Origin of the sequence: Pantoea sp. Ap-870 (assembly GCF_011752515.1) — a bacterium.
GTDB classification, from domain to species: domain Bacteria; phylum Pseudomonadota; class Gammaproteobacteria; order Enterobacterales; family Enterobacteriaceae; genus Pantoea; species Pantoea dispersa.
Window position 1 is genome coordinate 104,497 of sequence record NZ_VWXG01000005.1, and the last position, 21,100, is coordinate 125,596.

Here is a 21,100-nt window from a genome sequence, read left to right on the forward strand (position 1 = left end):
CATGGCAGCACGCAACGGCATTCTGGCGGCGGGTAACATGCTGGTGGATCACGTGCAGCGCATCAGCCACTGGCCAGAACAGGGCTGGCTGGCGGAGATTAACCATAGCGAGAAATGCAGCGGCGGTGCGGCGCTGAATGTGCTGTTTACCCTGGCGCGCATGCAGGTCGGTCTGCCGCTGGCCGCCGTGGGGATGCTGGGCGAGGACAGCGACGGCGATTACCTGCTGCAGCTGCTGGATGAACATCATGTGGATCGTCAGCACGTACAGCGCACCGGTGCGGTAGCCACGGCAATGACGCAGGTGATGACCGCGCCGGACGGTCAGCGCACCTTTTTTCATGCGCGCGGGGCCAATGCGCAGCTCGATGTGGCGCACTTCGCTCACCTCGCCACCGCGCACCGCATCTTCCACCTCGGCTATCTGCTGTTACTGGATAAGCTCGACCAGCCCGATGCGCAGTACGGTACCCGCAGTGCCCGGCTGCTGGCGGAGATGCAGCAGCGCGGCTATCTCACCTCGCTCGATCTGGTTTCGCGCGCCGGCGAGTATCAGGCGCTGGTGAAGCCGGCACTGCGCTGGCTCGATTATCTGGTGATTAACGAACTGGAAGCGCAGGCGCTCACCGGCATCGAGCTGCGCAGCAGTGGCACGCTGGCGTCACCGGCGGCTTTTGCTGCGGCGGCACGCTGGCTGCTGGCGCAGGGCGTGCGCCAGCGCGTGGTAATTCATGCACCGGAAGGCGCCTGGGGCCAGCAGTCAGCGGGCGACGGCCTGTGGCAGCCCGCCTGGTGCTTAGCGGCAGAGGAGATTGTCGGCAGCGTTGGGGCGGGCGACGCCTTCTGCGCCGGCGTGCTGTATGCCAGCCATCAGAACTACAGCCTGCAGCAGACGTTAAAGCTGGCCCATACCTGCGCCAGCTTTAATCTGCATGCGGCCAACGCGCTGGACGGCATCCGGCCACTAAGCGAGATGCAGCGCTGGATGGATCAGGCGATTTGCGTTTCGCGCGCCGCGGCGGACGGGCGCATCACATCGGCGGAAAAAACATAGCCCAGTCCGCGAATGGTGCGGATCAGGATCGGCTGATGCGGATTAGCCTCGATTTTGCGTCTGAGGCGCATGATCAGCACATCAATGGTGCGATCGAACACGTCGAGGCTCTCGCTGTGGGTCAGCTCCAGCAGTTGGTCGCGCGTCAGGACCTTACGCGCGTGGCCGACCAGCGCGCGCAGCAGGCTGTATTCGCCCTGGGTGAGCGGTACGCTTTCACGCTGCGGATTAAACAGCTGACAACGCACATCATCCAGCCGCCAGCCATTGAACTGCCAGCCCTCATCAATCACCGTTTCCGGCTGCGCCAGTCGCCCGCAGCGGCGTAGCGCCGCACGGGCCCGCGCCACCACCACGCGGGGATTAAAGGGTTTGGCGATATAGTCGTCGGCGCCCATCTCCAGCCCAACCACCATATCGGCTTCCGATCCCATGCCGGTCAGCATGATCACCAGCAGCTCAGGGCGCTGACGCTGCATCTGCTGTAATACCAGCAGGCCGTTGGTATCGGGCAGCATCATATCCAGCATCACCAGGGAGATTTCCGGATGCTGCGCCAGTAGCGCCAGGGCGTCGCGCCCCTGATGACAGCTATAAACGGTAAACACATGTTCGCTCAGCACATCGTGCAGCAATTCGCAGATGGCACGATCATCATCAACGACCAGAATCGCGGGCTTCATTGCACTGCCTCTTTTGTTGCGAAAGGGTTAAACGCAGTGTAACCCGGCGTTTTTAAGCTGCTGAAACGCGCAGCAGAAACGTGAGCGCCATCGCCTGGCAGAGTGTGAAAGCGTGCGTTACCGCAATATTTCACCCCCGGCTGCGCACGGCGGGAAAACGTTTGCGCGCAGGTGGTGCAATGCACCATAATCGCGCCTCGTTCTGGTTCAGAATTTTCTTAGCCGCAACGGCACGCTGAAACGGAAACGATTGCGTCAGGGAGTGGCATAGCAATTGCTATGTGGACAGGGGATAGCACACGACGTTCTGCTGCCAGCGGTGGCAAAACGCCGGCATAAAAAAATAATTTTCCTCACTTTTTCCGCGTCAGCTTAGCCACCACGCGCGGAATAGCGGGAAAACGCCTTGGCAAGAGAGAGCAGGCCTGCGGGCCGTCTCCGCTGATGAGAGATGATGATGTTAGAAAAACTTTTTAAGTTAAAAGCACACCACACTACGGTGCGCACCGAAATCATTGCCGGTATTACGACCTTTCTGGCAATGGCCTACATCCTGTTTGTTAACCCCAGCATCCTCGGGGCGACCGGTATGGATAAAGGCTCGGTGTTTGTCGCCACCTGTCTGGCTGCAGCCATCGGTTCGATTCTGATGGGCCTGATCGCCAACTATCCGATCGCGCTGGCACCGGGCATGGGCCTGAACGCCTTCTTCACCTACACCGTGGTGCTGCATATGGGCTACACCTGGCAGATCGCGCTGGGTGCGGTGTTCCTCTCGGCGGTGATCTTCTTTGCGCTGTCGATTTTTAAAATTCGCGAATGGATTATCGCCAGCATTCCGCTGCCACTGCGTGCCGGGATTGCGGCAGGCATTGGTTTGTTCCTCGCACTGATTGCGCTGGAAGGGGCGGGCATCGTGGTGGATAACCCGGCTACGCTGGTCGGTCTGGGCGACCTGACTAAACCGGGTCCGCTGCTGGCGCTGCTTGGCTTCTTTATCATTGTGGTGCTGGAAGCGCGTCGCGTGACCGGAGCCGTACTGATCGGCATTCTGGTTGTTACCTTTATCTCGATGGGCATTGGCCTGACGCCGTTCGCGGGCGTGTTCTCTGCGCCGCCTTCGATTGCGCCGACCTTTATGCAGCTGGATATCGCCGGCGCGTTCAACGTTGGCCTGGTGAGCGTGATCTTTGCGTTCCTGTTTGTCGACGTGTTTGATAACACCGGCACGCTGCTGGGCGTGACGAAACGCGCCGGTCTGGCCGATGAGCAGGGCAACGTGCCGAAAATGGGCCGTGCGCTGATCGCCGATAGTGCCGCTGCGCTGTTCGGTTCACTGCTGGGTACCTCAACCACCACCAGCTATGTGGAGTCCGCTGCGGGCGTCAGCGCCGGCGGCCGTACCGGTCTGACGGCGATTGTGGTCGCCATTCTGTTCCTGCTCAGCCTGTTCTTCTCGCCACTGGCGGGTAGCGTGCCGGTCTACGCCACGGCGCCAGCGCTGCTGTTCGTTGCGGTGCTGATGGCTTCCGGTCTGGCAGAAATTGACTGGAAAGATGTCACCACGGCGGCACCGGTCACCGTGACCGCGCTGACCATGCCGCTGACTTACTCGATCGCCAACGGTATCGCCTTTGGTTTTATTACCTGGACGGTGGTGAAACTGCTGAGTGGCCGCACCAAAGAGGTCAATGCGGCGCTGGTGATTCTGTCGATTCTGTTTGTGATTAAACTCGGCTGGCTGAGTGCCTGATGCTGTGTAACGGAAGCCCGCCCGGGCTTCCGTGTAAGTTGTTACATGCGCGCAATCATTGTTTGCGTGATGTCTCGCAATTCCTGCCCGTCGCCACTTTTCTCTTTCAGGCCTGTTGTTTACTGTCTTTCCGTAAATTCTGCCATGCGCAAATTTTTTGCCTGCAGTGGCGGGATCGTGGAATGTTTAATCGCTGCCGCTCTGCTTAAATAGCGTTGGAGTGAGGCGATGACACAAGGTTGCTGAAGAAGGACAAGATAATGGATTATCCCGTTTGCACGCTGCCGCATCGGTTGCCGCCTCGCCTTCTGGCGTTAAGAAATCAGGGAGCACCGCTAATGGTACGATTAACCCAACACGTGGAACAGCTGGCGAATACCACCCAGCTATTACAGCAGGATGTCGCGGTCCTGACCGCGCGTTTTGAAAACCTTGCCACCAGAGCGGACGTGGAACGCGTGCGTACCGAACAGGGGCTGATGTGCAATCAACTGATGAATGAGATCGGTCAGGTGGAGAAGCGCATCGATAAAAAGTTCGAACAATTAAATGACAGGCTGATCTGGACCCTCATGCTGCCGACTCTCCTCGCCGTACTGGCATGGTTGGTAAAAGTGGCGGTGCTGAAAATTTAAGGTTGCCAGCAGAAATCCGGCCCGTCCATGGGCCGGAACAGCGGATTTAGCGGAAGGGCGGTTCGTTGAAGGTACGTAGTTTCCTGGAGTGCAGTTTGTCACCCTCGGCGCGCAGCAGCTCAACGGCGCAGATGCCAATCTGCAGATGTTCCGAGATGGCGCCCTCATAGAAACGGTTGGCCTGGCCGGGCAGCTTGATCTCACCGTGCAGCGGTTTATCCGAGACGCACAGCAGGGTGCCGTACGGTACGCGGAAACGATAGCCCTGTGCGGCAATGGTGGCGCTCTCCATATCCACCGCCACTGCGCGGCTCAGGTTGAAACGTAACGCAGATGCGGAGTAGCGCAGCTCCCAGTTGCGGTCGTCTGTGGTGACAACCGTACCGGTGCGCAGGCGCTGCTTCACCTCTTCGCCGGGCATACCACTGACTGCTTTGGTGGCGTCGTACAGGGCACGCTGCACCTCCGCAATGCTCGGGATCGGGATATCCGGCGGTAATACGCTGTCCAGCACGTGGTCGTCACGCAGATAGGCGTGTGCCAGCACGTAATCGCCGATGCTCTGGCTTTCACGCAGGCCACCGCAGTGACCAATCATCAGCCACGCATGTGGGCGCACCACCGCGAGGTGATCGCAGATGGTTTTGGCGTTCGACGGACCGACGCCAATATTCACCAGCGTGATGCCGCGACGGTTGGGCGAGGTTAAATGCCAGGCGGGCATCTGATGCTTCTTCCACGCCAGATCCGACATCATCGCCGTTGGGTCCTGCGTCTCCGCCGTGATCACCACATCGCCGGCGCAGGCGAGACTGTCGTACGGCGTGCTGGGATCCTGCACCTGCTCAATCGCCCAGCGCACGAACTCATCGACGTAGCGCGTGTAGTTGGTGAACAGCACAAACGGCTGGAAGTGTTCTACCGCGGTGCCGGTGTAGTGACGCAGGCGCGCCAGGGAGAAATCGGTGCGCAGCGCGTCGAAATGCGACAGCGGGAACAGCGCGTCGGCGTTGAACAGGCCATCAGCGGTTTCATCGCCAATCTGCGATAGTTCGGTCGTCGGGAAATGGCGCGCAATACTGGCGCTCATGGAGCGGTCCAGCGACAGGTCGGAGCCATCAATCACATAGGGATAAGGGATTTCCTGCTGTGACGGGCCCACCTCGATCAGCACGTCGTACTCTTTTTCGATCATCTGCAGCTGTTCGCTGAGATAGTGACGCAGCAACGCCGGGCGCGTGATGGTGGTGCTGTAGCGGCCGGTGTGGGTAAAACGTCCCCAGGCGCGGGTGCGATTTTGCTGCGGGCCTTCACCCTGCCAGGTGATGCGCAGCTCCGGATAGACAAACAGCCCCTGCTGGCGCAGTCCGGCGTCCGGCAGTGTGCCGCTGGCAGTGAACGTGCGAATGGCGTTGCGCAGCGCTTCAACCGCGTCGTCATACAGACGCTCCAGTTGATCCAGCGCCTGCTCAGTGGTCAATCCGTTCCGTTGCGTATTCATAGATTCTCCTTCAGCAATTTGGACCGATTTGACCAGAGCATAGCGGATAAACCTCTCATCACGATGAAGAATCTGTGATCGACCGCATTCTGCACCATCACGGTGCTGGTAGGCGGCAAAAGGCTGGCTATGTTTATCAGGTGCAGGGAGGCCACATCGCACGTTTTCCGCCCGGCTGCGATGCCGCTGCAAAAAAATTGTCACCGATTGTCTTCTCTGGCGAGCTTTTTGCTTAAATTTCAACCGTGGTCGCACAGACCACACTGCTCTCGAAGTGTTTCAGATTGATTTCTCCCAGGCCGTGGTATGGCTCCGTTCCTGACCCGTTGAGGATTGAAAGCATGTCTTTGAAATTCATAAAACACCCATTGAAGGTGGTGATGGCAGGTTGTTTAAGCATGGCGTTCTACGCGCAGGCTGACATAAAGATTGGCGTGGCCGGTCCGTTTACCGGACCGAATGCTACGTACGGTACACAATACTGGAAGGGCGCCAGCCAGGCTGCGGCGGACATTAACGCGGCGGGCGGCATAAACGGTGAAAAAATTGTGCTGGTGCAGGGCGATGACGCCTGCGAACCCAAGCAGGCGGTGGCCGTTGCCAACCGGCTGGTGGATCAGGACAAAGTGATGGCGGTGGTGGGCCATTTCTGCTCGTCCTCGACCATGCCAGCCTCAGAGGTGTATGACGAGGCGGGCGTACTGGCGATTACGCCCGGTTCAACTAATCCACAAATCACCGAGCGCGGCATGAAAACCCTGTTCCGAATGTGCGGGCGTGATGACCAGCAGGGGACAATTGCCGCTAACTATATTCTCGATACGTTGAAAGCGAAGAAAGTGGCGGTGATCCACGATAAAGATACTTACGGTCAGGGGCTGGCGGATGCCACCAAAGCGGCGCTGGAGAAACGCGGCGTGAAAGAAGTGCTGTATGAGGGGCTGTCGCGCGGTGAAAAAGACTTTAACGCGCTGGTCACCAAAATCGGCGCGGTGAAACCGGATGTGGTCTATTTCGGTGGCTGTCATCCGGAGGCGGGTCCGCTGGTGCGGCAGATGCGTGAGCAGGGCGTCAATGCGGCTTTCTTCTCCGGCGACTGCATCGTGACGGAAGAACTGGTGACTGCCGCCGGCGGTCCGCAGTTCACTAAAGGCGTGTACATGACCTTCGGCAATGACCCGCGCACCATCGCGGATGGCAAAGCGGTGATTGAAAAATTCCGCGCCAGCGGTTTTGAGCCGGAGGGGTATACGCTGTACGCCTACGCCTCCATTCAGGCTCTGGCCGCCGCCTACAAAGCGGCAGGTAAAGACAATGCCAAAGCCAGCGACTGGCTGAAGGCCAACAGCGTTGACACCGTGATGGGCAAGAAGGCGTGGGACGAAAAAGGCGACCTGAAAGTCTCGGATTACGTGGTCTATCAGTGGGATGACAAAGGCAAATACCACCAGCTGTAATTCGCTCTGCGGCCCCGCGCGCAGCGGGGCCGTTCGCATCTGAGCGTGTCCTGTGCACGCCTTCCACCTGCGAGAGACAATATGGACGCCTTCTTTATACAGCAGCTGATTAACGGCCTGACGCTGGGTGCGGTCTACGGGCTGATCGCCATCGGCTACACCATGGTTTACGGCATTATCGGCATGATCAACTTCGCCCACGGCGAGGTGTACATGATCTCTGCTTATCTGTGTGCGATCGGGCTGGCGCTGCTCAGCTACTTTGGCATTCACTCCTTTCCACTGCTGATCTTTGGCACGCTGTTGTTCACCATCGTGGTCACCGCCGCTTACGGCTGGGCCATTGAGCGCATTGCCTATCGCCCGCTGCGCAATTCCACCCGACTGGCACCGCTGATCTCTGCCATTGGTATGTCGCTGATTCTGCAAAACTATGTGCAGCTCAGTCAGGGACCGAATCAGCAGGGCATTCCCACCTTGCTCAGTGGCGTGCTGCGTATGGAGATCGACGGCGGCGTGGTGCAAATCACCTGGACCAAAGTGTTTATCCTGGTGGCGGCGCTGTGCGGGATGGCGCTGCTGACCTGGATTATCCAGTACACCAAACTGGGCCGTATCTGCCGTGCGGTCCAGCAGGATCGGCGCATGGCGTCGATTCTCGGTATCAATACCGACCGGGTGATTTCGCTGGTGTTTGTCATCGGCGCGGCGATGGCCGGGCTGGCCGGGGTGCTGGTTACCATGAACTACGGCACGTTTGATTTCTACGCCGGCTTCATTATCGGCATCAAAGCCTTCACCGCGGCGGTGCTGGGGGGCATCGGTTCGCTGCCCGGCGCGATGCTGGGCGGTTTGCTGCTGGGCGTGGCCGAGGCGCAGTTCGCCGGGCTGGTGAACTCCGATTACAAAGATGTGTTCTCGTTTTCGCTGCTGGTGGTGATTTTAATCTTCCGTCCGCAGGGACTGCTGGGCCGGCCGCTGGTCGCCAAAGTGTGAGGAAGCCAGAATGAAGGCAATGACGCAAACAAGCGGCATCCGTCAGGTGCTGCTCGACACGCTGCTGGCCGGTGCCGTCGCGCTGGTGGTGTTCGGCCCGGTAGTGGGCGTGGTGCTCAGCGGCTACAGTTTTACGCTGTCGCCGCTGCGCGTGGCGCTGCTGGTGGCGGTGGTGATGGCAGGACGTTTGCTGCTGGGGCTGTTTCTGCATACCGCCGTGGGGCGCCGTTTTCTGCGCAAGTTTGAGGGCAACGATGACGGCGTATACGTGCGTGAACCCGGGTACCGCTCGCGCCTGCGCTGGATAATACCGCTGCTGCTGGTTGTGGCCCTGGCGTTTCCGTTTCTCTCCAGCAAGTATCTGCTGACGGTGGCGATTCTCGGGCTGATCTATGTGCTGCTGGGACTCGGGCTCAATATCGTGGTCGGCCTCGCCGGGCTGCTCGATCTGGGCTATGTGGCATTTTACGCCATTGGTGCCTACGGGCTGGCGCTGGGCTATCAGTATCTCGGGCTGGGTTTCTGGAGCATGATCCCCATCGCTGCGCTGCTGGCGGCATTGGCCGGTGCGCTGCTGGGCTTTCCGGTGCTGCGCATGCACGGTGACTATCTGGCTATCGTCACGCTCGGCTTCGGTGAAATTATCCGGCTGGTGCTGAATAACTGGTTGTCGTTCACCGGGGGGCCGAACGGCGTCTCGGTGCCGTCACCGACCTTTCTCGGCCTTGAATTCGCCCGCCGGGCAAAAGAGGGCGGCATACCGTACCACCAGTTTCTGCATCTCGATTACAACCCCAACATGAAGTTCATCTTTATCTACGTCGTGCTGGTGCTGGTGGTGCTGCTGGTGCTGTTTATCAAGCACCGGCTGACGCGCATGCCGATTGGCCGGGCGTGGGAAGCTTTGCGTGAAGATGAAATCGCCTGTCGCGCTATGGGGCTGAATCACGTGCTGGTGAAGCTGTCGGCCTTCATGCTCGGTGCCTCAACCGCCGGTATTGCCGGGGTATTTTTCGCCAGCTATCAGGGGTTCGTTAATCCCACCTCGTTTACCTTTTTTGAGTCCGCGCTTATTCTGGCCATCGTGGTGCTGGGCGGGATGGGCTCGACGCTCGGCGTGGTGCTGGCCGCGTTTGTGCTGACGGTGGCGCCCGAGCTGCTGCGCAGCTTTGCCGAGTACCGCGTGCTGCTGTTTGGCATGTTGATGGTGCTGATGATGATCTGGCGTCCGCGCGGCCTGGTGCGCACCGCACGCGTCGGGGTGCCGCTGAGAAAAGGAGTACGCCATGAGTGATGCCATCCTGCAGGTGGATAACCTGATGATGCGCTTTGGCGGCATCAAAGCGCTGAATGATGTCAGCCTGCGCGTGGAGCGCGGCTCGGTCACCGCGCTGATTGGCCCCAACGGCGCGGGCAAAACCACGGTATTTAACTGCCTGACGGGATTTTATCGCGCCAGCGGCGGGCGCATTGTGCTCAATGCCCATCAGCGCAGCACCGATGTGATTCAGGTGCTGGGCCAGAAGATTCAGCCGGGTGACTGGCTGCGGCCGGCGCGGCTGGGCTCGCGCATCTGGTACAAGATGTTTGGCGGCGCACATCTGGTCAACCGCGCCGGTCTGGCGCGTACCTTTCAGAACATCCGCCTGTTTCGCGAGATGTCGGTGGTGGAAAACCTGCTGGTGGCGCAGCATATGCAGGTCAACCGTCAGCTGCTGGCCGGCATCCTCAATACCCGCGGCTATCGGGCAGCGGAGAGTCGCGCGCTCGATCGCGCTTTTTACTGGCTGGAGCGTGTTGATCTGGTCAGCAGTGCCAACCGGCTGGCCGGTACGCTCTCTTACGGCCAGCAGCGCCGGCTGGAGATTGCGCGCGCCATGTGCACCCGGCCGGAACTGATCTGCCTCGATGAGCCCGCAGCGGGGCTTAATCCGGTCGAAACCGAGGCGCTGAGTCAGATTCTGCATCAGCTGCGCGCCGATCATCGCATCAGCGTGCTGTTGATTGAACACGATATGCCGATGGTGATGCGCATTTCCGATCACATCGTCGTGCTGGATCACGGTGACGTGATCGCCCAGGGCACGCCGCAGCAGATTCGTCACGATGCGAAAGTGATCGCCGCTTATCTCGGCGCGGAAGAGGAGAGCGAGCATGGCTGAAGCAATGCTGGCGTTTGAACAGGTGGATGTGTTTTACGGCCCGGTGCAGGCGCTGAAACAGGTGTCGCTGACCGTGGCGGAGGGGGAAACCGTGGCGCTGATTGGGGCCAACGGTGCGGGAAAATCCACGCTGCTGATGTCAATTTTTGGTCAGCCGCGCATTGCCAGCGGCGAAATCCGTCTGCGCGGTGAGCCCATCAGCCAGCGGTCGACCCATTTTATCGCCGCCAGCGGCATTGCTCAGGCGCCGGAAGGACGGCGCATCTTTCCGGATATGACGGTGGAAGAAAACCTGCTGATGGGCACCATCGCCATCGGCGAGCGCTACATGAAGCAGGATAAAGAACGCATGTACACGCTGTTTCCACGCCTGCTGGAGCGGCGAAAACAGCGGGCAATGACGCTCTCCGGCGGCGAACAGCAAATGCTGGCGATCGCCCGCGCGCTGATGAGCCGGCCGCGTCTGCTGCTACTGGATGAACCCAGCCTCGGGCTGGCCCCGCTGGTGGTAAAGCAGATTTTCAGCATCCTGCGCGAGCTGACGCAGCAGGGCATGACGCTGTTTCTGGTGGAGCAGAACGCACGCCACGCGCTGCAACTGGCGGATCGCGGTTATGTGATGGTCAATGGCGAAATTCGTCTGAGCGGCAGCGGCAGCGAACTGTTGCACAATGAAGAGGTGCGCAGCGCCTATCTGGGCGGCAGCGTCGGCGCGGGCGGGGAGTCGGCGAAAAGTTTGTAATAATGATTAAATGGTGACGGGAAACACTTTGCATAATCGTTAGCAGCCTATCATCATTATTACTCTACTTCTTAACCAAAGTGATTTGGTACTCCCTTGCAAAATCCTGGCGTAGCAGTAATGCGGGCGATCAGAAACACGGCGTGGTATCCCAAACGCCGTGCTTATCGCACGCTGTTGTGGCGTGAAATCACCCCACTGGCGGTGCCCATCTTTATTGAGAACCTGTGCGTGATGCTGATGGGGGTTCTCAGTACCTTTCTGGTGAGCTGGCTGGGCAAAGAGGCGATGGCAGGCGTCGGGCTGGCCGACAGCTTCAACATGGTGATCATCTCCTTTTTTGCCGCTATCGATCTCGGTACCACGGTGGTGGTGGCGTTCAGCCTGGCCAAACGCAACGGTAAGCGGGCGCGTGCGGCGACGCGGCAGTCGCTGGGCCTGATGACGGTGCTGGCGTTTGTGCTGGTCATCGCCATCGAGTTCTGGGGGCATCTGATCGTGGACGTGATCGCCGGTAACGCCGAGCCGCAGGTAAAAGAACTGGCGCTCAGCTATCTGCAAACCTCCGCGTGGAGCTATCCGGCGGCGGCGATTGCGCTGATAGGCAGCGGCGCGTTGCGCGGTGCCGGCAACACCAAAATTCCGATGCTGATCAACGGCGGCATGAATATCCTGAACATCATCATCAGTAGCGTGCTGATTTACGGTGCGCTCGGCTGGGAAGGGATGGGATTTGTCGGTGCCGGGCTGGGATTAACCATTTCACGCTATATCGGCGCGGCGGCGGCCATTTACGTGCTGTATCGCGGCATCAGTCCGGCGCTGAAAATCACGCTGGCCAGCTATTTCCGCCGCTGGGATCGCAACATCCTGATGGAAGTGCTGGGGATTGGCGTACCAGCCAGTATCGAATCAGTACTGTTTAACGGCGGCAAACTGCTGACGCAGATTTTTGTCGCCGGCATGGGCACCAATGAGATCGCCGGTAATTTTATTGCCTTCTCCATCGCCACGCTGATCAACCTGCCGGGCAACGCGCTGGGGTCGGCGTCGACCATTATCACCGGCAGGCGCTTAGGGAAAAATCAGGTGATGCAGGCGGAGCGGCAGATCAAGCACGTATTCTGGCTGGCGATGATTGGGCTGTGCACGCTGGCGTTTATCACCGTGCCGCTGGCGGGCACGCTGGCGCGATTCTACACCCGCGATCCGCAGGTGATTGAGGTAACCAAACACCTGATCTGGCTGAATGCCGCCTTTATGCCTATCTGGACCGCCTCCTGGGTGCTGCCGGCCGGGCTAAAAGGCGCGCGCGACGCACGGTACACCATGTATGTATCGATGTTCAGTATGTGGGGCGCGCGCGTGGTGGCCGGTTATCTGCTCGGCATTGTGCTGGGCATGGGGGTGACTGGCGTCTGGCTCGGCATGTTCCTCGACTGGACGGTGCGCGGTATCTGCTTCTGGTGGCGTTTAACCAGCGGCAAATGGCTGAACAATTACCGCAAAATGCTCGCGAAGAGCAGTGGCCCACAGTGCTGAGGAATCCCCACAAAAAGACAGGCACAGGGTTTTGTGATCGGGTTATTGCGCCAGCAAAAACAGATCGCACCCTATGCCTGCCATACCCGGCCCCGCCTCAAGCCGCACGGCTATTTTCGGACTGACCGCTGCCTTTCCGCTGGCAACCTAACTCAGCGCTTTCGTGAATTCGAACGTGATGCGACAACTGTGCGCCTTGCCACGCATACGGGCCGCTTCAGCGTTTACACAAATCTTCAGGCTTGCAGCCCGGAGCAGTACAGTACAAAAAGCTTGCCTTCATCGTGGCGGTTATACATCCAGCTGCGATGATTCAGCGCGAGTGAAATGATCGATGGCTGTCAGGCTGGCGCAGCCCGAACAAGCAGCCTGCACCGGCTCATCACCTGCTGAGCCCTCGCCAGTAAACCTAAAAAATTTTTTTATTTTCCTTAAGAATTGTCTTTATTGCGCCGTCCTGAAAATGAGAGCTTTCTTAGTGCGATGGGTGTAGAGATGATGGCAGTCAACTGGCAGACAATAGATAAGGTTGTATACATCAACCTGAACAAACGCAAGGATCGCAGGGTACGTATCGCTCGTCAATTAAAAGCAATTGGCGTACCACGTGAAAAGATTGTCCGCTTTGAGGCTATTGAAGAAACGCCAGGCTATATCGGCTGTATTAAATCACATATTCTCGTGCTGCAAATGGCTCAGCAAAACGGCTGGAAAAATGTATTGATTCTGGAAGACGATATGGTTTTCCATGATGATATTCAGACCAAAAAGCGAATTGATCTATTTCTCTCCTCTTTACAGCAGATCAACTGGCATGTCGCGCTGCTCGCTGCCCACTATGATAACGTCGTGCCGTTAAAATGTGTGGATTATATTGTTAAGCCGCAATATGCATGGTGCGCTTGCGCTTACATCGTGAACAGTGATTACTACGCCACCCTCATTGATAATTATGCAGAAAGCTTGCAGGGGTTACTGGCGGGTGGCGTTCCTCAGTGCTGGGCTTTAGATGTACGCTGGAATAGTTTGATAAAACGTGACCGCTGGTTGGGTATCTTTCCCAATGCGGGCTATCAGGCCGCTGATAAAAGTGATATTGAAAACCAACCTGTTGATTATCGAGATCATTTCGCTAAAAAATTAGAAGAAATAGTCTGGCCAGTCTATCAACCTGGCGAAGAAAAGATAAAAGTGGATATCTTTTTCCAGTGGGCCCCCGGCTGGACTAACTTTGAGTCGGTATATCGCGCTATGCAGGCCAAACCGCATTTTGATTGTCAGATTATCCTTGCGCCCTATTTCAGTCGGGGCGCAAAAGCACCGGATTACACTGCACAGCGTGATTTATTAAATGATAAGGGTATCCGGTATACCGAGTATCACGAGTATGAGATTACGGCGCGTAAGCCGCATGTGGTTTTTTTACAAAATCCTTATGATGATGCACGTCCCAATGAACTGCAAAGTTTGACGCTTAATCGACGCAATATTTCTATCGCCTATATTCCTTATGGATTAGATATGGGTGATGGCGAGAGAAACCGTGTTTATCAGTACAATCTTCCCTGTCAAAATGTTGCCAGGTGGGTATTCGTTCGCTCTCAGCGGCATAAAGATGAGTTTGCTAAATATTGCGGAAATGGCAATCATCACGTCTATGTTAGCGGACATCCAAAGCTAGATAACTATCCATCACGCTTTGGCGTCCAGACGGATGGCAAAGTTAATAAAGGCAAGCCAACGCTATTATGGGCGCCGCATTTCGTCATGCCTGATGATGAAAAGATGTGGTCTACGTTTAATTTATATACACAGGCAATGCTTGATATCATCAAACGTGATGACGTCAATTTGATTATTCGGCCACATCCGCTTTTTAAACAATTTCTGGATATTCGTAAAGAGCGCGGAACACACAGCGAAACTGCTCAGAACTGGCAAATGCTGCGCGAATACTCTCATCTCAAATCACATGTGGAGTGGGATTTTTCTGCTGATTATCGCTACGCCTTTTCACAATCAGATGCGCTGATGGCAGATGCAGGATCGTTTTTGCTGGAGTATTTACCGTCGCGTAAGCCAATCCTTTTCCTGACTCATGAAAATTGCCTCGGTATTAACAGTAGCGCTGAATTTATTTATGACGCTTATGACGTTGCGAATGAATCTGCAGATATTAAAACTTTCGTTGATAATCTTGTTTCAGGCAAGGATCCCATGCGTGATAAGCGACTGCAGGTTTTACGTGATGAACTTCATATGCCAGAGCAGGGCGCAGGCAGTGAGATTGTAAAAATCATTGAAAAAACCCTTATGCCCGCTGGAGTTCATCACAATGTCTTCTAAACGCGCCGCAATATTACTGGTTGCTGGTCAGGGAACGAGAATGGGGCATCTGACCCTAAATTATCCTAAATGCTTGCTGCCGGTCGGTGAAATCACCGTGCTGGATACGTTGCTGACTGAGCTGTTAAAATGCGGCGAGCGTGAAATTGTACTGGTTACCGGTCATCAGTCATCAGTTGTAGAACGCTGGATTAAAGATAATTATGCTGATGCTAATATTAAGTTAGCGCACAATGATAATTATAAAAATGATGTCAACATATTATCCGTTGAAAAAGGTGTCAGCGCGCTTAATCATCCTGAATATGGCTATACAATTATCGAAACGGATGTTCTGCTGGATCCACGTGTATGGCCGCGGTTAATGCAAGCTGAAATGGGCAGTGACAGTTTTTGGCTCACCCATGGTTATTACAACTCTTGCCTTACTGGCGGTATTGTCGAAGCCAGTAAAGCTGAACCTGCTATAAAGAAAATTGCCTATGTGCCCGATTACGACTCCGCATTTGATGGCTGGATGAAAATGGTCGGCTTGCTAAGTGTCTCTCCGGAACAGGTGGAAAACGATCGACGCCTGCGGCAGACGTTTTTACAGACAAGTACCCAGCAATATTACATGGCACCCTGGATTGTACACCGCTCTTGCTTACCCTGCCGTGCTGTAGATATTACGGATTTGTTTGCAAGATCTTTCAACGAAGAAGTCGATTACCGGCAGGCGGTTGCGGATTATCATTTATTATTAGAAAATTTTGAGGCACTAAAATGAATGTAGAGTTTTTTGAACCACAAAAATTGCGCCATATTGAAAAATTCAGTTCACGTCGCGTTGAATGGTTGCGTGATAAAATTCTTCAGGAAGGCGTATGGGTAAAACCTCTGGCGCTTGATCTACACCATAATCTGGTACTGGACGGCCAGCACCGTATGGAAGTCGCGCTCAGTCTGGGACTAAAAAGAGTGCCGGTCGTACGATTTGATTACGCCTCGGTGCCATTAAGATCGTTGCGCGAAAATCATCAATTTGACTGGCAGGAAGTGGCCAGGCGTGCACTAATCAATGACATCTACCCTTATAAAACGGTAAAGCATGATTTCGTTGTACCCATGCCGGTATGTCAATTTTCGTTGCAGGAGTTAGGCTATCATGGTTGAAAATGCCATCATTCTGGCCGCCGGCAGAAGCCTGCAACTGGATGGTAAAAATAAAGTTTTAATTCGCCATCCCAAAACGCGGAAAACGATTCTCGACTATGCTATTGATGCCTTTCATGGGAAAAAAATTACCGTAGTGATTGGCTTTGGTGCGTTACAGATTATGGAGTCCTACCCTGATCTCAATTACGTTATCAATGACAACTGGGCAACGACTAATAATGCAATGAGTCTGGGGTTGGCCCTGAATCAGATTAATAGCCCCACGTACGTTGTCTCGGGAGATATGTTTTTTTCTCCTCAACTTATCCATGAAATGGATCACGCTGAGGGAAATCTCGTTTTGACTCACCAGCGGCATAATCGCATGCTGACCTCCATTCATTGTGACGTTAATCGCCAGGGCATCGTGGAGGAGACGTATCTGGGACCGATACGCGCCGCAGAGCACCCTGAGGCTATGGGTCTGTTTAAAGTCAGTGACATGGCACTCCTGAGTCAGTGGCATAAGCAATGCCTGCGTTATGGTAATTTGTATGCCGCCCAAACGTTACCGTGTCAGAAAACGACAGCACTCTACGCTCACGACCTGGGGGAGCATGCATTTAATGAAATTAATACGCTGGCAGATTACTGGCGTCTGATGCAGGAGGATCACGGTTAATGATACGAGCTATTACGCTGGGCTTGCCTTACTCCGCTATTTCCGACGGGCATTCTGAGTCACGTTTACATCACTTTCGCACGTTAGTGATTGATAAACTCCAGTCTCGTCGTTGGCCACTGCGAACATTACGTTTAACCCTGCCACCATTGAATGATCGTGATGAAGATGAGATTTATACCCTGCCAGCACGAATAAATTCAATCAATGCGTTGGCTGAAAGACTTGATATTCGTTGGTTTTGCTTACCGCTGGACTTAACGCATGGTGATAATTACCGCGGACGGTTAGATGCCGCGTTTGCTTTACTCTTCAGGCAACCGCGTATGTTTCTGAATCTGATGGTAGCCGATGAGCAGGGTATAAATATTCGAGCCAGCCATGACGTTGCCCGTTTCATGTTACAGGTAGCACATCGCAGTAATAATGGCTTTGATAATTTCCGCCTCGGTGCCTCATTGCGTTGTCCGCCAAATGCCCCGTTTTTTCCGTTTTCCCGGCATGAAGGTGAGACACTGAAGTTTAGTTTTGCCCTCGAAACTACCGATATTGCTTTGGAATTGAGTGAGCAGGTGCGGGAAGGCAACATGCTGCTGGCGGACTTTGCTGACCAGTTTATTCTTCGACTCTGCGCACGCTTACGCGAAATTGATGCATTCGGTCATGAGCTGGCGTCTGATTCAGGGCTTGAGTATGCCGGTCTGGATGCCTCACTGGCGCCTTTTCCGGATGGCAGTATTTCTGTCGGCAGGTTAGTTGAAAATCTTGGTGCGCGTCCTGGTGGCGTTCAGGGATCACTCTTTATAACCAGTATTCTGACGAATGCGATTAAAAGCGCAGTCGCAATCAGTGGTGCTCGCGCAACGGGTTTTAATGGCGTCATGTTCTCAGTACTGGAAGATGATGCCCTGGCGAGTACCAATAATCGTCGTGTATTAAGCATTGATACGCTTAATGCATGGTCAACTGTTTGTGGTTGTGGATTAGATATGCTCCCGGTGCCAGGTTCGACACTGCCTGAAGATATTGCCGCGATTATTCTTGATACGGCTGCACTCGCGGTGCGGTTAACGAAACCGCTCGGTGTACGTTTATTACCTATTCCTGGCGGAGAGGTAAATGAATTTACACGCTTTAATTATGACTTCCTCTGCAATAGCCGCATTATGAATGTCGCGAAAAGTGATGTTGATTTTTCTGCTGATAATGAACGCTGGACGTATCGCTAAAATCAGGCTTAATGAAATGTTAGATGCAAAAAAAGTGAAGGATTTTTGGGATCACCGACCGGATAATTACAATAAGTTATCGTTTGAAAGTTTAGCAAATCTGGAAAACGATCCAAAGTTTCTCGATATTAAAATTCGCACAGAGATGGAAAAAGTTTTTGCCTGGTTGCCTGACCTGACAGGGAAAACGGTACTTGATCTCGGCGCCGGGGTCGGGCAGTGGGCTTTTCGTTTTCAGCATGAGGGCGCAAAAAAAATCACCGCTGTAGAGTTTTCAGCTGCAATGATTGAAGTGGGTAAGCTTGAAGCCAGAAAACGCAATATTGATAATGTCGATTTCATTCTTTCATCTGCCGAGAGTTATTGTAGCTCAGAGCAGTACGATGTCATTTTCATATCTGGCCTGATGATCTACCTTAATGATGAGCAAGCTGAAAAATTGTTAAGTAATTTGCGTACTTACAGTAAACCAGAAAGCACTATATTATTGCGTGATGGTACGGGGGTCGGTGAAAGGTTCGAAATCAATAACCGCTATTCTGCGAATCTGCAAGCAGAGTATTCGGCTACATATCGAACTGCTGAGCAATACGAAGCTATATTTGCGCGGTATGGTTTCAGCTTAACCAGGAGTGAAAATATGTTCCCTGAAGGTCATATGCTTAATAAGTATCCTGAAACCCGATTACGCCTTTATCACTTTGAGCAAAAAAATGGTTAATATCTCACCTCTCTATGACGATGTTAGCTGGCCGGCAGATGAAGGTGTTTTAGGCGTCGTAGGCGTAGCCCCCTGGGCAACACTGGATTTTTGCCAGCAGCTGTATGGCCTGGTTCAGGCAGATAAAGAGTGGCAATATCCGCGACTTATTATTGATAATAATAGTAAAATTCCCAGCCGCGGGCGTCATTTGCAACTGGGTGAACGTGATCCTTCTCCGTGGATTCACGCAACTATTACAGAACTCGCTGCTGCGGGTGCGACGGTTGCCGTTGTGCCTTGTAATACCGCTCACCTCCTTTGGTCGCGCTGGAGCAAGGACGCAGCTATTCCGGTTATTAATATTATTGATGCCACACTTGAGCATATTGCGCCTCAGGGCAAGCGGGTCGTTGTGCTCGGTTCGCAAATGTTGTACCAGAGCAGGCTGTATCATGATGCGCTTACGCAACAGCACGCCGAGATCGTCAATGTCGCTGCATCCACCCAACAGCTAGTGACACGCTGCATTAACGAGATAAAAGCCACAAAAAGCGTGTCTGAACTATCAATGCGCCAGTTAGCGGACGCCGTAAATAGCTGGAAGCAACAGGGTGCTACGCACATTATTCTGGCTTGCACAGAGTTGAGTTTGCTAAAACACAGCGCGATCTGGCAGGAAATGACCTTAATTGATTCGAGCGAAGCTCTCGCGCGTGCCGCTTTGCGCGCCATATCATTTCGCCGCCTGCGTGATTAAGGCGGACGAATTATTTCCACGACGAAGGGCCGCTTATCTCATTAATTTCCCCGCCCCGGGCGGGGTAAACATCAATTTGTATCACACTGTATCTCCCGCCACACAGCACACACGCCGTTGCATAACCCGCCAGTCTGTACATATCCGCTATACATCACCGTGGTCTTCTGTACGCATCAACTGAATGCATGGAGATACCACGATGTTAACCCGACTGTTTATTTCAACGTTACTGATGGGCGCCTCTGCGACTTGCGCCTGGGCGGAGCGACTGAGCGCTGCTGACGTGCTCGGCCCGGCGGCCGTGGCGCCACTGGATCATCCCCAGCCGCCTGCGCGATTAATTGTGGATGCGCCGCTGGCCGGACCGCTGCGCAAGGGCGCGGTGTTTATCCAGTACCGGGCAGAAAACCTGCGCATCGAGCCAGTGTTTGGCCAGGAAGCGCTGAAAATCACGCCGCGCATCGGCCACATTCACGTCATCGTGGATGACAACCCGTGGCACTGGGCGGACACCAGCGGTGAGCCGGTGATTCTGGTCGGTCTGCCTGTCGGGCCGCACAAGGTCACCCTTATTCTTGCCGATCCTACGCATAAACCGATCGACAGCAAAACCATCACCTTTAACGTGCCCGTACAGATTGCACCGCACTGATTACCCGGAGATAAATTATGAAAACACTGTTACGTCAGACTCTGTTGGCAACGCTGGTTCTCACGGCGGCAGGCACCGCGTTTGCCGCCACCCCGGCCTCACACGATTACGCCGCTGACTTCAGCCACGTGCAGCAGATCAACGCGGGCGTGCTGAACACCGGCTATGTGGACATCGGTCCGCGTGATGGTCAGGCGGTGATTTTGCTGCACGGCTGGCCGTACGATATCCAGAGCTATGCTCAGGTGGCACCGGCGCTGGCGGCAAAAGGGTATCGGGTGATCGTGCCGTATCTGCGCGGCTTCGGCAGCACGCGTTTCCTGTCGGATAAAACGCCGCGTAACGGCCAGCCTTCGGCAATGGCAGCGGACGTCGTGGCGCTGATGGATGCGCTCAATATCAAACAGGCCGTGCTGGGCGGCTTTGACTGGGGCGCACGCACGGCGGACATCGTCGCGGCCCTATGGCCGGAACGGGTAAAATCGCTGGTGTCGGTCAGCGGCTATCTGATCAGTAGCCAGCAGTTGGGTAAAAAACCGCTGCCGCCAGAGGCCGAACAGCAGTGGTGGTATCAGTTCTATTTCGCCACTGAGCGCGGTCAGCAGGGGTATGCCGCCCATACACACGACTTTGCGAAACTGATCTGGCAGCAGGCATCGCCCGGCTGGAAATTCAGCGATGCCACCTTTAATCAGAGCGCCAAAGCGCTGGATAATCCGGATCAGGTGGCGATCACTATCAGCAACTACCGCTGGCGCCTGGGCCTGGAAAAAGGCGAGCAAAAATATGCCGCTTATGAGAAAACATTAGCCACGTTACCGACAATTCGCGTCCCCACCATCACCATCGAAGGGGATAATAACGGGGCGCCGCACCCGGCACCGGAGACGTACCGCACCAGGTTCAGCGCCAGCTACCAGCATCGCACCTTCACGGGCAATATCGGACACAATCCGCCAGCGGAAGCACCGCAGGCGTTTGTGCAAGCCGTTGAGGATGCGGCCGCACTGTAGCGGAGTAATTCACGACCCTGACCGGCCATCGCGTGCCGGTCTTTTTTGCATAA

At 55.1% G+C, this 21,100-nt stretch carries 21 protein-coding genes; 19 read left to right on the plus strand and 2 right to left on the minus strand.

Features of this window, described 5'->3' with window-relative positions; translation table 11 throughout:
* Window position 1 precedes the first annotated feature (1 nt).
* Window positions 2-1,054 carry a carbohydrate kinase family protein gene (locus F3J41_RS13865; RefSeq protein ID WP_059012353.1) on the plus strand — a complete coding sequence of 351 codons (1,053 nt, stop codon included), beginning with the start codon at window positions 2-4 and terminating at the stop codon, window positions 1,052-1,054.
* Here the strand turns inward: F3J41_RS13865 and F3J41_RS13870 are convergent.
* The gene (locus F3J41_RS13870; protein WP_021509816.1) at window positions 991-1,737 is read right to left on the minus strand and encodes a response regulator; all 747 of its coding nucleotides are present in this window, start codon (window positions 1,735-1,737) and stop codon (window positions 991-993) included. The genes F3J41_RS13865 and F3J41_RS13870 overlap by 64 nt on opposite strands.
* A gap of 454 nt (window positions 1,738-2,191) precedes the next feature.
* Between F3J41_RS13870 and F3J41_RS13875 the strand changes: the two genes are divergently transcribed.
* A complete protein-coding gene (locus F3J41_RS13875) occupies window positions 2,192-3,490 on the plus strand; it encodes an NCS2 family permease (protein ID WP_021509817.1) in 1,299 nt (432 codons plus the stop codon).
* 260 nt (window positions 3,491-3,750) lie between these two features.
* Window positions 3,751-4,125, plus strand: a complete 375-nt coding sequence (locus F3J41_RS13880; RefSeq protein ID WP_064511415.1) for a hypothetical protein — start codon at window positions 3,751-3,753, stop codon at window positions 4,123-4,125.
* A gap of 46 nt (window positions 4,126-4,171) precedes the next feature.
* Here the strand turns inward: F3J41_RS13880 and F3J41_RS13885 are convergent, their stop codons facing one another.
* Window positions 4,172-5,626, minus strand: coding sequence for an AMP nucleosidase (locus F3J41_RS13885; protein ID WP_021509819.1), 1,455 nt, complete (start codon window positions 5,624-5,626; stop codon window positions 4,172-4,174).
* Between the two features lie 74 nt (window positions 5,627-5,700).
* Between F3J41_RS13885 and F3J41_RS13890 the strand changes: the two genes are divergently transcribed.
* The 16 genes from F3J41_RS13890 (at window position 5,701) to F3J41_RS13965 (ending at window position 21,047) form a co-directional block, all read left to right on the plus strand.
* Entirely contained in the window at window positions 5,701-5,862 is a 162-nt protein-coding gene (locus F3J41_RS13890) for a hypothetical protein (protein ID WP_155519940.1), read from the plus strand.
* Window positions 5,863-6,024: 162 nt separating this feature from the next.
* Window positions 6,025-7,083, plus strand: a complete 1,059-nt coding sequence (locus tag F3J41_RS13895) for a branched-chain amino acid ABC transporter substrate-binding protein (RefSeq protein ID WP_021509821.1) — start codon at window positions 6,025-6,027, stop codon at window positions 7,081-7,083.
* Window positions 7,084-7,164: 81 nt separating this feature from the next.
* The gene (locus tag F3J41_RS13900; protein WP_021509822.1) at window positions 7,165-8,079 is read left to right on the plus strand and encodes a branched-chain amino acid ABC transporter permease; all 915 of its coding nucleotides are present in this window, start codon (window positions 7,165-7,167) and stop codon (window positions 8,077-8,079) included.
* A 10-nt stretch (window positions 8,080-8,089) separates the two neighbouring features.
* The gene (gene livM, locus F3J41_RS13905) at window positions 8,090-9,373 is read left to right on the plus strand and encodes a high-affinity branched-chain amino acid ABC transporter permease LivM (RefSeq protein ID WP_058757362.1); all 1,284 of its coding nucleotides are present in this window, start codon (window positions 8,090-8,092) and stop codon (window positions 9,371-9,373) included.
* Window positions 9,366-10,241 (plus strand): ABC transporter ATP-binding protein, encoded by an 876-nt coding sequence (locus F3J41_RS13910; RefSeq protein WP_021509824.1) that lies wholly within the window; start codon window positions 9,366-9,368, stop codon window positions 10,239-10,241. Before livM ends, F3J41_RS13910 begins: the two co-directional genes overlap by 8 nt.
* Complete coding sequence (locus tag F3J41_RS13915; RefSeq protein ID WP_058757363.1) at window positions 10,234-10,983, plus strand: ABC transporter ATP-binding protein; 750 nt, start codon at window positions 10,234-10,236, stop codon at window positions 10,981-10,983. Before F3J41_RS13910 ends, F3J41_RS13915 begins: the two co-directional genes overlap by 8 nt.
* A gap of 120 nt (window positions 10,984-11,103) precedes the next feature.
* Window positions 11,104-12,525 (plus strand): EmmdR/YeeO family multidrug/toxin efflux MATE transporter, encoded by a 1,422-nt coding sequence (locus F3J41_RS13920; protein ID WP_166711564.1) that lies wholly within the window; start codon window positions 11,104-11,106, stop codon window positions 12,523-12,525.
* A gap of 495 nt (window positions 12,526-13,020) precedes the next feature.
* Complete coding sequence (locus F3J41_RS13925; protein WP_166711565.1) at window positions 13,021-14,871, plus strand: glycosyltransferase family 25 protein; 1,851 nt, start codon at window positions 13,021-13,023, stop codon at window positions 14,869-14,871.
* Window positions 14,861-15,640: an NTP transferase domain-containing protein gene (locus F3J41_RS13930; RefSeq protein WP_072209734.1), complete on the plus strand. Its 780-nt coding sequence runs from the start codon at window positions 14,861-14,863 to the stop codon at window positions 15,638-15,640. The genes F3J41_RS13925 and F3J41_RS13930 overlap by 11 nt, the downstream gene beginning before the upstream one ends.
* Entirely contained in the window at window positions 15,637-16,026 is a 390-nt protein-coding gene (locus F3J41_RS13935) for a hypothetical protein (protein ID WP_058781325.1), read from the plus strand. The genes F3J41_RS13930 and F3J41_RS13935 overlap by 4 nt, the downstream gene beginning before the upstream one ends.
* Window positions 16,019-16,690 (plus strand): NTP transferase domain-containing protein, encoded by a 672-nt coding sequence (locus F3J41_RS13940; RefSeq protein WP_058757368.1) that lies wholly within the window; start codon window positions 16,019-16,021, stop codon window positions 16,688-16,690. The genes F3J41_RS13935 and F3J41_RS13940 overlap by 8 nt, the downstream gene beginning before the upstream one ends.
* Window positions 16,690-17,919: a DUF711 family protein gene (locus tag F3J41_RS13945; RefSeq protein ID WP_166711566.1), complete on the plus strand. Its 1,230-nt coding sequence runs from the start codon at window positions 16,690-16,692 to the stop codon at window positions 17,917-17,919. The genes F3J41_RS13940 and F3J41_RS13945 overlap by 1 nt, the downstream gene beginning before the upstream one ends.
* A 16-nt stretch (window positions 17,920-17,935) precedes the next feature.
* Window positions 17,936-18,640 (plus strand): class I SAM-dependent methyltransferase, encoded by a 705-nt coding sequence (locus F3J41_RS13950; RefSeq protein WP_166711568.1) that lies wholly within the window; start codon window positions 17,936-17,938, stop codon window positions 18,638-18,640.
* Entirely contained in the window at window positions 18,633-19,379 is a 747-nt protein-coding gene (locus tag F3J41_RS13955) for an aspartate/glutamate racemase family protein (protein ID WP_166711570.1), read from the plus strand. Before F3J41_RS13950 ends, F3J41_RS13955 begins: the two co-directional genes overlap by 8 nt.
* A gap of 202 nt (window positions 19,380-19,581) precedes the next feature.
* Window positions 19,582-20,034 (plus strand): DUF6130 family protein, encoded by a 453-nt coding sequence (locus tag F3J41_RS13960; RefSeq protein WP_021509834.1) that lies wholly within the window; start codon window positions 19,582-19,584, stop codon window positions 20,032-20,034.
* A 17-nt stretch (window positions 20,035-20,051) separates the two neighbouring features.
* Window positions 20,052-21,047, plus strand: a complete 996-nt coding sequence (locus F3J41_RS13965; RefSeq protein WP_150361636.1) for an alpha/beta fold hydrolase — start codon at window positions 20,052-20,054, stop codon at window positions 21,045-21,047.
* Window positions 21,048-21,100: the final 53 nt, after the last annotated feature.

Excerpts from the sequence above, each read along its gene's own strand:
- F3J41_RS13865 (WP_059012353.1), top strand. The coding sequence starts at position 2 with ATGGCAGCACGCAACGGCATTCTGGCGGCGGGTAACATGCTGGTGGAT.
- F3J41_RS13870 (WP_021509816.1), bottom strand. The coding sequence starts at position 1,737 with ATGAAGCCCGCGATTCTGGTCGTTGATGATGATCGTGCCATCTGCGAA.
- F3J41_RS13875 (WP_021509817.1), top strand. The coding sequence starts at position 2,192 with ATGATGTTAGAAAAACTTTTTAAGTTAAAAGCACACCACACTACGGTG.
- F3J41_RS13880 (WP_064511415.1), top strand. The coding sequence starts at position 3,751 with ATGGATTATCCCGTTTGCACGCTGCCGCATCGGTTGCCGCCTCGCCTT.
- F3J41_RS13885 (WP_021509819.1), bottom strand. The coding sequence starts at position 5,626 with ATGAATACGCAACGGAACGGATTGACCACTGAGCAGGCGCTGGATCAA.
- F3J41_RS13895 (WP_021509821.1), top strand. The coding sequence starts at position 6,025 with ATGGCGTTCTACGCGCAGGCTGACATAAAGATTGGCGTGGCCGGTCCG.
- F3J41_RS13900 (WP_021509822.1), top strand. The coding sequence starts at position 7,165 with ATGGACGCCTTCTTTATACAGCAGCTGATTAACGGCCTGACGCTGGGT.
- livM (WP_058757362.1), top strand. The coding sequence starts at position 8,090 with ATGAAGGCAATGACGCAAACAAGCGGCATCCGTCAGGTGCTGCTCGAC.
- F3J41_RS13910 (WP_021509824.1), top strand. The coding sequence starts at position 9,366 with ATGAGTGATGCCATCCTGCAGGTGGATAACCTGATGATGCGCTTTGGC.
- F3J41_RS13915 (WP_058757363.1), top strand. The coding sequence starts at position 10,234 with ATGGCTGAAGCAATGCTGGCGTTTGAACAGGTGGATGTGTTTTACGGC.
- F3J41_RS13920 (WP_166711564.1), top strand. The coding sequence starts at position 11,104 with ATGCGGGCGATCAGAAACACGGCGTGGTATCCCAAACGCCGTGCTTAT.
- F3J41_RS13925 (WP_166711565.1), top strand. The coding sequence starts at position 13,021 with ATGATGGCAGTCAACTGGCAGACAATAGATAAGGTTGTATACATCAAC.
- F3J41_RS13930 (WP_072209734.1), top strand. The coding sequence starts at position 14,861 with ATGTCTTCTAAACGCGCCGCAATATTACTGGTTGCTGGTCAGGGAACG.
- F3J41_RS13935 (WP_058781325.1), top strand. The coding sequence starts at position 15,637 with ATGAATGTAGAGTTTTTTGAACCACAAAAATTGCGCCATATTGAAAAA.
- F3J41_RS13940 (WP_058757368.1), top strand. The coding sequence starts at position 16,019 with ATGGTTGAAAATGCCATCATTCTGGCCGCCGGCAGAAGCCTGCAACTG.
- F3J41_RS13945 (WP_166711566.1), top strand. The coding sequence starts at position 16,690 with ATGATACGAGCTATTACGCTGGGCTTGCCTTACTCCGCTATTTCCGAC.
- F3J41_RS13950 (WP_166711568.1), top strand. The coding sequence starts at position 17,936 with ATGTTAGATGCAAAAAAAGTGAAGGATTTTTGGGATCACCGACCGGAT.
- F3J41_RS13955 (WP_166711570.1), top strand. The coding sequence starts at position 18,633 with ATGGTTAATATCTCACCTCTCTATGACGATGTTAGCTGGCCGGCAGAT.
- F3J41_RS13960 (WP_021509834.1), top strand. The coding sequence starts at position 19,582 with ATGTTAACCCGACTGTTTATTTCAACGTTACTGATGGGCGCCTCTGCG.
- F3J41_RS13965 (WP_150361636.1), top strand. The coding sequence starts at position 20,052 with ATGAAAACACTGTTACGTCAGACTCTGTTGGCAACGCTGGTTCTCACG.